The organism is Asaia siamensis, from assembly GCF_014635085.1.
Classification (GTDB): domain Bacteria; phylum Pseudomonadota; class Alphaproteobacteria; order Acetobacterales; family Acetobacteraceae; genus Asaia; species Asaia siamensis.
In genome coordinates, this window is record NZ_BMCH01000005.1 from 191,904 (window position 1) to 205,274 (window position 13,371).

Sequence of the window (13,371 nt, forward strand, 5' to 3'; positions counted from 1 at the left end):
AGGCTGGTGGCAAGAGCCTGAGGCGCGGCTTCTGCTTTCAAAAAGGAGGCTGAAAATGGTGTCTTTCGATCATCGCGTTTTCCAGCGCCTTTTCGGCGGAACGAAAACAAGCAGGTCAGCGGCCTTCATGAAGCGGCGCGAACGCGCCTCTGGCCTGGCTGCCCGATTGTGGGCCGCCCAAGGGTTCGGTGAGACCGACGCTGAGGGCATGTGGCCGAAGCGAAAGAACGTCCGGGAGTGCAGTGAGGTCGAGGTCAGGCGTCACGATCTGGGTCAGGGTGCCGAAGGCGCTGTCATGCGCTGTGACGCGACGGGCTGGGGTATGGTTGTTTCTGGCAGCGCCAGACTCGAAATGTGCTCCGAGACGGGGGCGGCGCTTTATCACGACATGCTCCACGAAGGTGACGTGTGGAGCGTACCAGTTTCCGCTTCAGCGTGGTTGCATTGCCGCGACAATGAGCACGCGAGTGTCGTCGTGTTTGTCGGCGGCAGGGAAACAGAGTCTGACGTCTCAGCTGACGACTGGTGCTGGGCCGACCAGCGGCCCACGCCTGGCCCGTTCCATCATACCTTGCTCGACCAGACCGCAGAGACCACTCTCTGGGGCAGCATACGTGTTCTCGAAGCCGATGCCTTTGCTGACCCCGATGCGCTTTCTGCGGCACTCGTCGAGATCAGTCCCGGTCGCTGCACTGACCTTCATTGGCACCTCAACACATCTGTCTGGCAGATCTGCCTTGAAGGGGCGGGTGTCGTTACCTGTGTTCCGGCCGGTCAGGCCCGGCAGGAAAGGCGCGTCTGCACCGGGATGATCGGCCATGTGCCGAAGGCAGAAGGGTATTTCATCCGCAATGACGGCAATGTGCCGCTCAGGGTGCTCCAGATATTCAGGTCCGATCACTATCACGACCTTTCGCTTTCCCAATGGCTCGCCGCATCCTCCCCCGAAATGATTGCCGCTCACCTCTGTGTTGATGTGGCCACGATCTCGAGCCTCTCCCGGCTCTGAGAAGCAGCCGGGCCCAGTAACTGGTAGCTGGATATCCAATCCGGGCGTTTGAGCGCGTGCCCTTTGTGCTTAATCAGTTTCTCAGGGTTCGGGGTCTGGATGTGAGTAGTCGCAAAATCCGGTCCTAACCGGTCGTTCCAGATTGGAAGGCGTTGGCCGCCCCTGGTCGGGCAGCAGCGGTGAACAGCGGAAAATACCCTGCCAGGCCTGCGAGAGTTCGTGCGAAGCTGTGAAGGCAATCGCCGTGGCTGGGTCGGTGCATGAGGGGTGGTAGGCGCCGCCTGACAGTGTCCCGACACGGCGCGATGAGGCGGAAGAGTTGCTTTCGAGGTGGAAACGTTTCAGACCTCTGAGACCTGTTTTTCATCTTTCTGCCATGGCAGAGGCCGACCGTTCCGGTTCTGCCCGAGTGTGACGACGAGACGCGCATGATCAGCCTGTTCGATCTTTTCAAAATCGGTATCGGTCCGTCATCATCCCATACGGTGGGGCCGATGCGGGCGGCGCAGCGTTTCATGACGTCGCTCACCGATTTCGACAGCATCATGCGTCTGCGTGTCACGCTTTACGGGTCTCTGGCATGGACAGCCCAGGGTCACGCGACCGACAAGGCGGTAATTCTCGGTCTGTGCGGCGAATTGCCGCAGACAGTCGATCCGGATGCAGCAGACGGTATCGTGGCGCAGGTCGAGTCGAACAGACACATCGTGTTCGATGGCAAGGTACTGCCTTTCGACCCGGTTCACGATCTGGTTCTGGACAAGCAGAGCGTGCCTCCCGTTCATCCGAATACGCTGCAATTCGAGGCGCTGAACGCTGAAGGTGAGGCGCTTGAAACGGCACGTTTCTGCTCGGTGGGCGGTGGTTTCATCGTTCCTGAGAAAGCGACCGAAACAGCAGGTTATGCCCAGCCCAGCGTGCCTTACCCGTTCACCAGTGGCGCCGAATTGCTGCATCAGGCGAGATTGCATGATCTGAGTATTGCGGCCCTCGTCATGGAGAATGAATGCGCCCTGCGCCCCAGAGACGAGATTATTGCCTATCTCGACGAGATCATCGCGGTCATGATGGCCTGTATTGCGCGCGGAATGGAGCAAAGCGGCATTTTGCCGGGGCGTCTGAAAGTGCGCCGCAGGGCGCGCGCCCTGCATGAAAAGCTTCGGGAGCGGGAGCGCGCCAATACGCGCTCGGCCCATGGTATCATGGACTGGATCAGCCTTTTCGCTATTGCCGTGAATGAGGAGAATGCTGCCGGTGGTCGCGTGGTCACGGCGCCGACCAATGGTGCCGCCGGAATCATTCCTTCGGTTCTGCGCTATTACCGCGATTATTGCCCGCCTCTCCCGCCTGCCACGGCGCAGCAGGGCATGCGCGATTTTCTGCTGACCGCTGGCGCCATCGGGGGGCTTTTCAAGCTCAATGCGTCGATTTCAGGGGCTGAAGTGGGTTGTCAGGGCGAGGTCGGCGTCGCTTCATCCATGGCGGCGGCCGGGCTGGCGGCGGCACTGGGTGGCACGCCCGAGCAGATCGAGGATGCTGCAGAAATAGGCATGGAGCATCATCTGGGTATGACCTGTGACCCTGTGGCGGGGCTTGTGCAGATACCCTGCATCGAACGCAACGCCTTTGGGGCAGTAAAGGCAATCAATGCCGCCTCGCTCGCACTCAATGGCGATGGTGCTCATATGGTCTCGCTCGATCAGGTCATCCGCACCATGGCTGAGACGGGACGCGACATGAACCACCGCTACAAGGAAACGTCTCTGGGCGGTCTTGCCGTCAATCTGCCGGAATGCTGATCGAACCGATGGAAGGCCTCTTTCAAAGCCTCCCGTGAAGGCTCAGCGATAGACGATACCGCCATCGGTCAGGATGGCCTGACCTGTGATGTAGTCGGAGTCCGGCCCGGACAGGAAGGCAACGAGTGCTGCCACGTCATCGGGTGTCTGGGCACGACCGAGCGCAATGCCCTCGACGAATTTCTTGTAGGTTTCGCCTTTTTCCGAGCCGGTCATCTCGGCAAAGCGCTCATCGATCTCGACCCACATATCCGTGCCTACGATACCGGGGCAGTAGGCGTTTACGGTGATGCCCGCGCTCGCATATTCCCTGGCCGCTGACTGGGTGAGAGCGCGCACCGCGAATTTCGTGGCGGAATAGACGCCAAGCATCGCAAATCCATCATGCCCTGCGATCGAGGAGGCGTTGATGATCTTGCCCTTCTGATTGCGTGCCTTGAACTTGGCGGCGGCAGCCTGAATGCCCCAGAGCACACCCTGGATATTGATGCGCAGAATACGCTCGACCTCTTCTGGCATGACATCGGCAATCGGATTGACCTGCGCGATGCCGGCATTGTTGATCATGACATCAAACCCGCCCAGCTCGGCTTCGGCGTGGTCAATTGCCCCATAGACAGCGTCACGATCGCTCACATCGGCGGCAAAAACGCTGGCCTTGCGGCCCAGCGCCTCGATCTCGCTTTTCACGCTGTGCAGCTTGTCCGTCTTGAGATCGACCAGAGCAATATCAGCACCGTCTTTCGCCAGACGGAGGGCGATGCCGCGACCGATACCCTGTGCAGCGCCGGTAACGAGGATGACTTTTCCGTTGAGTGACATGATCGCTCTTTCCTGAAGCGAACCGGCGCCTTTCCTTCAGGCGGCGCTGCGGTCCCGATGCATGATCAGTAAACGGAACAGTATAGAGTCGGATCGTTCGGATAATCGCTTTGTGATAAAAGCGATATACTGTGTCAGAGGCGAGGGTTTACCCGGCTTTCTGCCATCCGCGTTCCTGCTGCTGCCAATAGGCCAGACTGTGCCCGGCCTGTTTCACCTGTTTCCAAAGCGTGCGGGCGCGTGAGACGGCCTGCGGATCATTACCGTCGAACAGGGTGAAGATACGGTCGAACTGCTCCAGGCCCTGTTCGACACCGCCATCCAGCAGAAACAGAAACCGGGCATCATTGGGCACGTCATCGCCCTTCGTCAGCCAGATGGGCTGACGAGGACCATGCCCCATGCTCTGACTGCCATGGGGAAGCCAGAGCGGGTTTTTGGCCTTCCAGAGCGCTTCATCAAGCTGCTTGACCTGTGCCGCATCGCGACAGCGAATGACTGCGCGCTGCCCGGCATCGAGGGTACGACCCAAGAGCGCGGGCAGGGCGTCTTCCAGCGTGGTGCGGGTCAGGTGATAGAAGCCGATTTCGCTCATCAGGCGTTTGCGGTTTCCGGCTCGTGATGGCGCACCAGCGCGTCGAGCAGACGCACGCCGAAGCCGGTTGCGCCCTTCGGGCATTGCGGTGCGGCATCTGAGCGCCAGGCAACGCCAGCGATATCGAGATGGGCCCACGGCGTGTCGCCCACGAAGCGCGCCAAAAACTGCGCCGCCGTGATCGAACTGCCAGGGCGGCCCGTGATGTTCTTCATATCGGCGATATCGGAACGAAGCTGACGGTCATAGGCCTTGCCCATGGGCATGCGCCAGACAGCTTCGCCCGTCTGCTCGCCCGCCTCGAAAAGTGCATTGGCGAGGGCATCGTCATTGCTGAAAAGACCGGCGCGTATATGACCGAGGCTCACCACGATGGCGCCTGTCAGCGTGGCCAGATCGACCATCAGGCGGGGCTGGAAGCGCTCCTTGGCATAGGCCAGCACATCGGCCAGAACGAGGCGCCCTTCGGCATCGGTATTCAGCACTTCGATGGTCTTGCCAGCATAGCTGCGCACCACGTCGCCGGGGCGCTGGGCATTGCCAGAGAGCATGTTCTCGACAAGTCCCACCACGCCGATCACATGGGTCTTTGCCTTGCGACGGGCCACGGCTTCCATCGCACCGACAACGGCCGCAGCACCGCCCATATCGGTCTTCATTTCATCCATGCCAGCCGCAGGCTTGATGGAAATACCGCCGGAATCGAAGGTCACGCCCTTGCCGATAAAGGCAAGCGGTGCCTCTTCCGAGCCGCGATAGCGCATAATCGCCACACGGGCTTCCTGATCGCTGCCCTGCGCCACGCCGAGCAATGCACCAAAGCCCAGCTCTGCCAGTTTGGCGGAATCGAGAATCTCGACCTCAACGCCCAGATCGCGAAGACCCTCGATGCGTCGGGCAAATTCGGGCGGGGTCAGGACATTGGGCGGCTCGCTGACCAGGTCACGCGCCCGGAACACGCCCTGGGCCACGGCACGCAGGCTTTCCCACTCGGCACGTACGCTGTCGGGGTTTTCGACCCCGATATGCAGGCGCTGCAGCTGCGGTGCGTTTTCTTGCTCGTCAGTATGATACAGGTCGAAGCTGTAGCGCCCCAGAGCCGCTCCATACGCAGCGTGAGCGGCGAAGTCGGCACAACGCCCGGCCAGGGCGAGATCGGCATGGGTGGTGTCGCGCACGGCTTTTGCCGCCTGTCCGCCAGCCGCTTCCATGGTCGGGATGTCCAGCTCGTCAGCCGGACCGCAGCCGATCAGGACGATCCGCGCAAAGGCAGCACAGGGGGCCAGCAGCACGCAGCTCTGGTCGCGCTGCCCCTTGAAGCGCGAAATGGCGGTGGCACGACGCAGCGCCCCGCCCGTCGCGGCGTCGAGATGGGCAAACGGGCCGTTGGCGACATCGAAATCCGGCCCGGTCAGCAGGACGAGTGTCTGCTCCGATTCCGGGGCTCCCTTGCCTTGCAGGATGGGAAACGGTGCCTGGATCTGGATGTCGAGCATGATCTTTCCGGTCAATACGATGAGGGAGCGCCACTATCGTCATCGCGTTGGAAGATGGCAAGGCAGGATAGGATTAATAACGATGGTGGATCGTTCATTAAATTCAAACCACTATGAGCGTTGATTAATGTCGTGAAGTATGGCCTAGTCGCGCCTCGTTCCCCAAGAAGCGCATCAAGGCTCCGACATGTCACTGCTTGCCGATCTGAATTGGCTGTTCGTTCTCTCCGGTCTCGGCGTCGGCTTTCTGGTCGGTATGACCGGAGTCGGCGGTGGCTCCCTGATGACCCCTCTGCTTATCCTGCTGTTCAAGGTGCATCCCCAGGCCGCCGTTGGTACCGATCTGCTCTATGCGGCAATCACGAAATCGGTCGGGACCCTGGTGCATGGTCATCGCGGGGCGGTCGAATGGCGCGTCGTGCTGCGCATGCTGGCTGGCAGCCTGCCTGCCACGCTGATCGCTCTGCTGTTTCTGCACTGGTATGGCAGCCCGTCGCATGACACGACAAAGCTGGTGTCGACTGCACTTGGCGTGGCGCTGCTGATTACCGCGCCCAGCGTCTTTTTCCGTAAGGAGTTGCAGGCCTGGTCTCATCGCCATGCAGGCGAATTGTCGCCGCGTAGCGCGGCTATCCTGACCGTTGTTCTGGGCGCCGTTCTGGGCGTGATGGTCACGCTTTCTTCCGTAGGGGCCGGGGCGATTGGCATGACCGTGCTGATCCTGCTTTATCCGTCGCTCAGCACGGCGCGTCTTGTCGGTTCGGATATCGCCCATGCTGTTCCGCTGACGCTGATTGCAGGCATGGGTCACTGGTGGCTGGGTGCCGTCAAGATCCCGATGCTGGTCTCACTGCTCTGCGGCTCCATCCCCGGCATCATTCTTGGCAGTCTCTGCGTCGGTCAGGTCAATGAACGCGTACAACGCACCGTTCTGGCTGCCGTGCTCTTCATCGTCGGCTGGCGTCTGGTCTGAAGCGCTGCGAGGCGCTTCTCTTTCACCTCAAATTAAGGGTTTCCAAGGGGCGACGGCCCTTTGGCGGGGTATGGGGCAGAGCCCCCTGCCCATTCTCACGAAATTTCCGCTACCTCATGGCAGGCAATCCATTCGGAATGCCCATCGGCATAGCGCTCGCGTTTCCAGATCGGCACGCGTCGCTTGATCTCGTCGATAACAAAGCGGCAGGCAGTAAACGCCGCATCGCGATGCGGGGCTGAGACACCAATCCAGACTGCCATGTCTCCAATGGCCAGAGTGCCGATGCGATGAATGCAGGAGGCGGCCAGAATGTCGAAGCGCGTTTCCGCCTCGGCAAGGACGGCAAGCGCTTCGGCTTCAGCGAGGGGCAGATAGGCCTGGTAATCGAGGCCGAGCACGGCCTGTCCGTCGCTGTTGTTGCGCACCCAGCCTTCGAAACTGCAATAGCCCCCGGCTTCGTCACGGCGCAGGGCTGATGCGTAGGCGTTCGGGTCGATCGGGGAGTCGGTCAGAAGGAACGTGCTCATCCGCCGGATACCGGGGGGATGAAAACGACATGATCTCCTTCTGCCGGGCGATGATCCCAGTTGGCAAAGGCCGCGTTGACGGCGACACGCAGACGCTTCGCCGGGAGGGTAAAGCCGTGACGATGCGTCAGTTCGTCATAAAGCATGGCGAGACTGGTCGCGCTGGTGTCGATTTCTTCCTGCGGGCAACCGGCTTCATCGCGCAGGAGGGCGAAATATTCGAGAGTCAGGCGCGGCATGTCAGGGTGTGCCGAAATCGCGCTTGCCACCGGTCTTGCCCATCAGGCGCACGTCCTGAATGACCATGTCATGGCTGAGCGCCTTGCACATGTCGTAAAGCGTGAGTGCGGCCACGGTAGCACCGGTCAGGGCCTCCATTTCAACGCCGGTCTTGCCTTCGCATTTGACGCGGCAATCGATGAGGGCATCGCATCCTTCGATGGCAATTTCTACCTTGCAGCCAGTGAGGGAGAGGGGGTGGCAGAGCGGGATGAGCTGCGCCGTCGCCTTGGTGCCCATGATACCCGCGAGCTGCGCCACAGTCAGGACGGCGCCCTTGCTGGTCATATAGCCTGACTCGGCAAGGGACTGGGCGACTTCGAGCGGAAAGCGAAGCGTCGCGCGGGCATGAGCCTCGCGGCGGGTCACACTTTTATCGCCGATCTCGACCATATGGGGGCGTTGTCCGGTTTCATCCACATGGGTCAGCGACACCATCTCAGCCTCCGATATAATACATTTCGATCCGCTCGCCTGAAGCACGCTGCGGGTCTGGATTGCGTATTTCACTATAACGATCCGCGCGGCCTCGCCAGATGCGACGGAGCAGCGTTTCGAGCGCTGCATCATCGGTGTCAGCGAGGGCGGGGCGCAGATCGGTCCCGGTCTTTGCGAAGAGGCAGGTATAGATCTGCCCCTCTGAAGAAAGACGCGCCCGCGAACAATCGCCGCAGAACGGCGCCGTGACCGAGGAAATGAAACCGATCTCGCCGCTGCCGTCGGCAAGACGGTAACGTTGCGCCACTTCGCCGCGATAGAGGGGTTCGAGCGGTTCGAGCGGATAGACAGCCCCGATGCGTTCCAGAAGGGTCGCAGAGGGCACGACAGCGCTTTCGGACCAGTGATTGCGCGTGCCGACATCCATGAATTCAATGAAGCGAAGGGTGATGCCCGTGTGGCGAAACCGGCTCACCAGGGGCAGGATATCCTGCTCGTTGATGCCGCGCTGCACGACAGTGTTGATCTTGATGCCACCGGGAAAGCCTCGTGAGGCGGCTTTGTCGATAGCGCTCAGCACCGTATCCAGCGCGTCGCGACCACCGCTCAGGTGGCTGAAAACAGCAGGGTCAAGACTGTCGAGACTGATCGTCAGGCGAGAGAGCCCGGCGTGATAGAGCGCGTCGAGATGGCGGTCGAGCAGAACGCCATTGGTGGTCAGGGCTACATCGTCGATACCAGGCAGGGCGACGAGCCGCGCGACCAGCGTGTCGAGCCGGGGGCGCAGCAATGGCTCGCCACCGGTCAGGCGCAGCTTGCTGACGCCAAGCCGCGCCGAAATGCGGGCGATACGCTCTATTGTCGTGAAATCCAGACGCTGTGCCGGTTCGAGAAAGGCGAAATCGTCGTGGAACACCGATTGCGGCATGCAATAAGGGCAGCGAAAATTGCAGCGATCCATGACCGAAATGCGCAGATCGTGCCATGGCCGTGCCAGCAGGTCTTTCGGCTGTTCGGGTGCTGAACTCTCACCATTCATGAAAAAGAACGCTCGCACTCGGCGTCAGGGGGGCAGTGCCGGGGGGAAGGGTGACGAGCCCCTGTGTCATGCCGAGACGATTGAAATCGCCCGAGGTCGGCATGGGATGAGGTATGGCCGTGGCAACACCATCGGCACCATGCACAAGCTGCACCGGCACAAGGCGGGTCATGGAGGGAAGGGGAGACAGGGTCTCCCCAAGACGCACCGGAATGGCCTCCTGCACGAGGCCTTGAGCGCGCAAAAGGGCTGGCACAACGTGGCGGCTGCAACAAGCCAATGCCGAAACAGGATTGCCAGGCAAGGCGAAAACCGGCTGCTCCTTGGCGGAGAGCCCGAACCAGAAGGGTTTGCCGGGGCGTTGCGCTATCTTGTGAAAGATTTTCCTTACCCCGAGGGACGTGAGCGCCTGAGGCACGAAATCGAACTGCCCCATCGATACTCCACCGCTCAGAACCAGCACGTCATGCTGTTCCAGAAGCGTCGCAAGGTGGTCGGTCGTCAGGGCCAGATCGTCCGGCAGCACGGCAAAGGCCTGACGGGTGAAGCCCTTGCGTGAGAGCGAGGCGGCAATGGCAAATTCGTTCGAGCGACGGATCTGCCAGTCCTGAACGGGAGCATCGGAGGCGACCAGCTCATCACCAGTCGAGATAATGGCAATAGAGGGAATAACCGAGACCTCGGGGTGAGAGATGCCGTTGGCGGCCAGAATAGCCATCTCGGGTGGTGTCAGCCTCAGACCGGGCGAAAGCAGGGCCGCACCCTGCGCACAATCCGCCCCTTTGGGATGGACATGCTGGTTTTTGCGTGGCGTGACGTCTGCGCGTAGCGAAACAAGATCGCCCTGAATGTCGAAATCTTCTCGCGGAATGATCGTGTCGGCCCCTGATGGCAGCACTGACCCGGTCATGACAGCAATTGCCTGACCGGTTCCGTCTGGCATGGCGAGTGGCGGCCGACCGGCTGGCTGCGTGGCGACAAGACGGAAATCACGCTGGCCGTCACACCAGGCCACGGCGATGCCATCGAGAATGACCCGGTCATAGGGCGGCAGGGCGCGCTCTGCGGTGACATTCTGACGCAGGATGCGACCGGCAGCCTGACCGAGCGGGATGGTCTCGGTCGGAAAAGGCCTCAGGGCCTCTCCGATAAGGGTCTCGGCAGCGTCGATGGTCAGAAGGTCGTTCATGAAGACCTTTGTTGGCGAGGCAAGGGGGGGAAGGCAACTGAATATGTGCCCCGCTGGACAAGTTTGCCGGGTCTGCTCCTGCAAGAATGCGCGCTTTGCCCGACAGGTTCTGGCCGGTAGTCCATGAGGCGATCAATCGCCATGAAATCTGCTTGGTGTATCGGCAGCAGGCGCGTTCCGGGCAACGCCTACAGGGGGCATGCGCGGTCTGGTTGTGGCTTTTCCGTAACATGCGCGAGGCGGGTTGGTTGCGAGCGTAATTTCACGCAACCGTGAGGGCGCCCACAGGTTGAAGGCCGGGCAGCGTCGAGCGCGCCAGGGAAGGCTCACAAGGGCAAGACATTCTATGAAACAGATGATTGAAGCCCCCAAATAGCTATGCTAGTCCATGACCGAACCGAACGGTCATTTTCAGATCAGACGATGAGACGTTGGGTCGAGAGACCCGGAAACCGAGTTGCCCCCGCAAAGAGGGGGTAACGGCGAGAGGATGCACATGGCGCAGGGCGACGATCAGGATAATCGCGCATCGCAGGGTGATGACGAGCAGAAGAACGATGCGGGTGGCAAGAAGGGCGGCAAGAAGAGCAGCCCTCTCAAGCGTATCATTCTGATTGCGGTCGTTATCGTTATTGCGATTGCCTGGCTGGGATACTGGCTGCTGACAAAAAACCAGATCGAGACGGACGATGCCTATACGGCGGGGCGCAAGATTTCTGTAGCACCGCATGTAAACGGCTATGTCACGCAGCTTCTGGTGAACGACAACCAGTTCGTTCATGCGGGCCAACTGCTGGTCAAGATCGATGATCGCGACTACATCGCCTCGCTGCATAAGGCAGAAGCGAGCATTGCCCAGGCTCAGGCCAATTTTGCGGCAGCCACGCAGATGGTCATGGTGGCCAAGCAGAACTTCCCCGGTCGTCTGATCGCGGCAAAGGGTGCGCTGGCTTCGGCCCAGGCCCAGCTTTTCAAGGCCGAGACGGATTACCGCCGTCAGCACAGCGTCTCGCGTGCAGCAACCACCCAGCAGGATATCGATTATTCGAAGGCCGCGCTCGATCAGGCCCATGCTGAAGTAATGCGCGCAGAAGGTGAGCTGCAGCAGGCAACCCCCGTCCAGCCGAACATCGAGAATCAGGAAGCGACCATGAAGCAGCAGAACGCTGCGCTCAAGGCTGCCGAGGCTGACCTCGTTCAGGCCCAGTTGAATTACGGCTGGACCGAAGTACGCGCACCGCATGATGGCTGGATCTCGCAGCGTAACGTCGAGCAGGGCGATTTCGTCCAGACCGGCCAGAAGCTTTTCTCGGTCGTCGAGCCTGAAGTCTGGGTGGTGGCGAACTACAAGGAAACGCAGATCACCAAGATGCGTCCCGGCCATAAGGTCGAGATCGAGGTCGATGCCTATCCGAACCTCACACTGCACGGTCATGTCGACTCGATTCAGCTCGGTGCCGGTGCAGCGTTCAGCGCCTTCCCGCCAGAGAACGCAACGGGCAACTTCGTGAAGATCGTTCAGCGCGTGCCGGTCAAGATCCTGATCGATAGCGGGCTCGATCCGAATGTGCCCCTGCCTCTGGGCGTTTCTGTCGTGCCGACGGTGACGATTCCATGAGCGATGCGTCCAGCGACAACAAGGACCACTCCAGCTGGAAGCCCAAAGCGAACCCCTGGCTGATTGCTGTGGTGGTGACGCTGGGCGCTTTCATGGAGGTGCTCGACACCACCATCATCAACGTGGCGCTCCCGCATATCTCGGGTGCGCTCGGCAGTTCCTATGATGATGCCACCTGGGCGCTCACCTCCTATCTGGTGGCGAATGGTATCGTGCTGACCATCTCGGCATGGTTCGGCAAGCTGCTGGGGCGCAAGCGCTATTTCCTTATCTGTATTGCCATGTTCACGGTCTCGTCCTTCCTGTGTGGATTGTCGACGAGCCTGCCCATGCTGATCATCTTCCGTCTGATGCAGGGTTTCTTCGGGGGTGGTCTGCAGCCGAACCAGCAATCGATCATTCTCGATACCTTCCCGCCGGAAAAACGGGGTGCGGCTTTTGGCCTGACGGCCATCGCGACCATTGTGGCACCTATTCTCGGTCCGCTGCTTGGCGGCTATCTGGTCGATAACTATTCCTGGCGCTGGATCTTCTACGTCAATGTGCCCTTCGGCATCCTGACGCTGATCGGTGTTTCCGCCCTGGTGGAAGATCCGCCATGGGAAAAGCAGAAGCGCGAGAAGGTTGACGTGATCGGCATCTGCCTGATCTCGCTCGGTCTGGGTTGCCTCGAAATCATGGCCGATCGTGGCGAGGATGACGACTGGTTCGGCTCGCCCTTTATCATCACCATGGCCGCACTGGGTGTGGCGGGTGTGGTCGGTGCCGTCATCTGGCTGCTTCGGGCCAAGAATCCGCTCCTGAACCTTGCCATTTTCAAGGACCGCAACTTTGCCGTTGGCACGTTCCTGATGGCCATGGTCGGTGGACTGCTCTACGCCTCGGCCATTATCGTGCCCCAGTTCGCCCAGCAGGTTCTTGGCTATACGGCCACGATCTCAGGCGAAGTGCTGGCGCCGGGCGGGGCAGTGATCATCTGTCTCATTCCCATTGTCGGCAAGCTGATGGGTTTTGTGCAGGTACGTAACCTGATTGCCTTCGGGTTCTTCCTGATGGGGCTCGCGATGTTCTACTCGGCCCATCTCGTGCCGACGACGAGCTACGCCCATCTGGTGGAGTATCGAATTTTCCAGACCTCGGCTCTGGCCTTTCTGTTCGTGCCGATCTCGACCATTGCCTATTCCACCCTGCCAAAAGAGCTGAATTCCGACGCATCGGCCATGTTCAGCATGTCGCGAAACTATATCGGCTCGCTTGCCATTTCTCTCGCGACGGCTGCCATTACCGAAACCAAGCAGATCAGGCAGAGCCTGATGGCCCATTGGTCTTCGGACTATAACGCCAATGGTCAGGACTATCTCAACACGGTGCAGAAGGTGGCGACCGATGCGGGCATGACCTCATCATCGGCGCATCAATTCGCCATACACAGCTATTATCAGAGCTTCATGCAGCAGGTTTCCATGGTGGCCTATAACCAGACCTTCATGGTGATCGGGATCATGGCGTTCTGCGTCGTGCCGTTCTGCTTCCTGCTCTCCCCTGTGGCCAAGAAAGGTCCGGCCGGAGGTGCCCATTAATGAC

General features: G+C 60.3%; 13 protein-coding genes. 5 read left to right on the forward strand and 8 right to left on the reverse strand.

What is annotated here, in order from left to right; all coding sequences use genetic code 11:
* Positions 1 to 55: 55 nt before the first annotated feature.
* Positions 56 to 1,009, forward strand: coding sequence for a cupin domain-containing protein (locus IEV53_RS10570; RefSeq protein WP_188426749.1), 954 nt, complete (start codon positions 56 to 58; stop codon positions 1,007 to 1,009).
* 428 nt (positions 1,010 to 1,437) lie between these two features.
* Entirely contained in the window at positions 1,438 to 2,808 is a 1,371-nt protein-coding gene (locus tag IEV53_RS10575; protein WP_188426750.1) for an L-serine ammonia-lyase, read from the forward strand.
* Between the two features lie 42 nt (positions 2,809 to 2,850).
* Here the strand turns inward: IEV53_RS10575 and IEV53_RS10580 are convergent, their stop codons facing one another.
* The 3 genes from IEV53_RS10580 to IEV53_RS10590 form a co-directional block, all read right to left on the reverse strand.
* Positions 2,851 to 3,630, reverse strand: coding sequence for an acetoin reductase (locus IEV53_RS10580; RefSeq protein ID WP_188426751.1), 780 nt, complete (start codon positions 3,628 to 3,630; stop codon positions 2,851 to 2,853).
* Between the two features lie 148 nt (positions 3,631 to 3,778).
* A complete protein-coding gene (locus tag IEV53_RS10585; protein WP_188426752.1) occupies positions 3,779 to 4,225 on the reverse strand; it encodes a DNA polymerase III subunit chi in 447 nt (148 codons plus the stop codon).
* Positions 4,225 to 5,721, reverse strand: coding sequence for a leucyl aminopeptidase (locus IEV53_RS10590; RefSeq protein WP_188426753.1), 1,497 nt, complete (start codon positions 5,719 to 5,721; stop codon positions 4,225 to 4,227). The genes IEV53_RS10585 and IEV53_RS10590 overlap by 1 nt, the downstream gene beginning before the upstream one ends.
* 187 nt (positions 5,722 to 5,908) lie before the next feature.
* On the opposite strand from IEV53_RS10590, the gene IEV53_RS10595 reads away from it, so the two are divergent.
* Complete coding sequence (locus tag IEV53_RS10595) at positions 5,909 to 6,694, forward strand: sulfite exporter TauE/SafE family protein (RefSeq protein ID WP_188426754.1); 786 nt, start codon at positions 5,909 to 5,911, stop codon at positions 6,692 to 6,694.
* 95 nt (positions 6,695 to 6,789) lie between these two features.
* Here the strand turns inward: IEV53_RS10595 and IEV53_RS10600 are convergent, their stop codons facing one another.
* The 5 genes from IEV53_RS10600 to IEV53_RS10620 are packed head-to-tail and all read right to left on the reverse strand — an operon-like array spanning position 6,790 to position 10,169.
* On the reverse strand, positions 6,790 to 7,224 hold the full coding sequence (locus IEV53_RS10600; protein ID WP_188426755.1) for a molybdenum cofactor biosynthesis protein MoaE: 435 nt from the start codon (positions 7,222 to 7,224) through the stop codon (positions 6,790 to 6,792).
* Positions 7,221 to 7,463 (reverse strand): MoaD/ThiS family protein, encoded by a 243-nt coding sequence (locus tag IEV53_RS10605; RefSeq protein WP_188426756.1) that lies wholly within the window; start codon positions 7,461 to 7,463, stop codon positions 7,221 to 7,223. The genes IEV53_RS10600 and IEV53_RS10605 overlap by 4 nt, the downstream gene beginning before the upstream one ends.
* Position 7,464: 1 nt before the next feature.
* Complete coding sequence (gene moaC, locus IEV53_RS10610; protein ID WP_188426757.1) at positions 7,465 to 7,941, reverse strand: cyclic pyranopterin monophosphate synthase MoaC; 477 nt, start codon at positions 7,939 to 7,941, stop codon at positions 7,465 to 7,467.
* Position 7,942: 1 nt separating this feature from the next.
* A complete protein-coding gene (gene moaA / locus IEV53_RS10615; protein WP_188426758.1) occupies positions 7,943 to 8,980 on the reverse strand; it encodes a GTP 3',8-cyclase MoaA in 1,038 nt (345 codons plus the stop codon).
* Complete coding sequence (locus tag IEV53_RS10620; RefSeq protein WP_188426759.1) at positions 8,970 to 10,169, reverse strand: molybdopterin molybdotransferase MoeA; 1,200 nt, start codon at positions 10,167 to 10,169, stop codon at positions 8,970 to 8,972. The genes moaA and IEV53_RS10620 overlap by 11 nt, the downstream gene beginning before the upstream one ends.
* Positions 10,170 to 10,665: 496 nt before the next feature.
* Between IEV53_RS10620 and IEV53_RS10625 the strand changes: the two genes are divergently transcribed.
* Entirely contained in the window at positions 10,666 to 11,787 is a 1,122-nt protein-coding gene (locus IEV53_RS10625) for an HlyD family secretion protein (RefSeq protein ID WP_188426760.1), read from the forward strand.
* Positions 11,784 to 13,367: a DHA2 family efflux MFS transporter permease subunit gene (locus IEV53_RS10630; protein ID WP_188426761.1), complete on the forward strand. Its 1,584-nt coding sequence runs from the start codon at positions 11,784 to 11,786 to the stop codon at positions 13,365 to 13,367. Before IEV53_RS10625 ends, IEV53_RS10630 begins: the two co-directional genes overlap by 4 nt.
* Positions 13,368 to 13,371 lie beyond the last annotated feature (4 nt).

Excerpts from the sequence above, each read along its gene's own strand:
- IEV53_RS10630 (WP_188426761.1), top strand. The coding sequence starts at position 11,784 with ATGAGCGATGCGTCCAGCGACAACAAGGACCACTCCAGCTGGAAGCCC.
- IEV53_RS10580 (WP_188426751.1), bottom strand. The coding sequence starts at position 3,630 with ATGTCACTCAACGGAAAAGTCATCCTCGTTACCGGCGCTGCACAGGGT.
- moaC (WP_188426757.1), bottom strand. The coding sequence starts at position 7,941 with ATGGTGTCGCTGACCCATGTGGATGAAACCGGACAACGCCCCCATATG.
- IEV53_RS10600 (WP_188426755.1), bottom strand. The coding sequence starts at position 7,224 with ATGAGCACGTTCCTTCTGACCGACTCCCCGATCGACCCGAACGCCTAC.
- IEV53_RS10590 (WP_188426753.1), bottom strand. The coding sequence starts at position 5,721 with ATGCTCGACATCCAGATCCAGGCACCGTTTCCCATCCTGCAAGGCAAG.
- IEV53_RS10570 (WP_188426749.1), top strand. The coding sequence starts at position 56 with ATGGTGTCTTTCGATCATCGCGTTTTCCAGCGCCTTTTCGGCGGAACG.
- moaA (WP_188426758.1), bottom strand. The coding sequence starts at position 8,980 with ATGAATGGTGAGAGTTCAGCACCCGAACAGCCGAAAGACCTGCTGGCA.
- IEV53_RS10605 (WP_188426756.1), bottom strand. The coding sequence starts at position 7,463 with ATGCCGCGCCTGACTCTCGAATATTTCGCCCTCCTGCGCGATGAAGCC.
- IEV53_RS10625 (WP_188426760.1), top strand. The coding sequence starts at position 10,666 with ATGGCGCAGGGCGACGATCAGGATAATCGCGCATCGCAGGGTGATGAC.
- IEV53_RS10595 (WP_188426754.1), top strand. The coding sequence starts at position 5,909 with ATGTCACTGCTTGCCGATCTGAATTGGCTGTTCGTTCTCTCCGGTCTC.
- IEV53_RS10620 (WP_188426759.1), bottom strand. The coding sequence starts at position 10,169 with ATGAACGACCTTCTGACCATCGACGCTGCCGAGACCCTTATCGGAGAG.
- IEV53_RS10575 (WP_188426750.1), top strand. The coding sequence starts at position 1,438 with ATGATCAGCCTGTTCGATCTTTTCAAAATCGGTATCGGTCCGTCATCA.
- IEV53_RS10585 (WP_188426752.1), bottom strand. The coding sequence starts at position 4,225 with ATGAGCGAAATCGGCTTCTATCACCTGACCCGCACCACGCTGGAAGAC.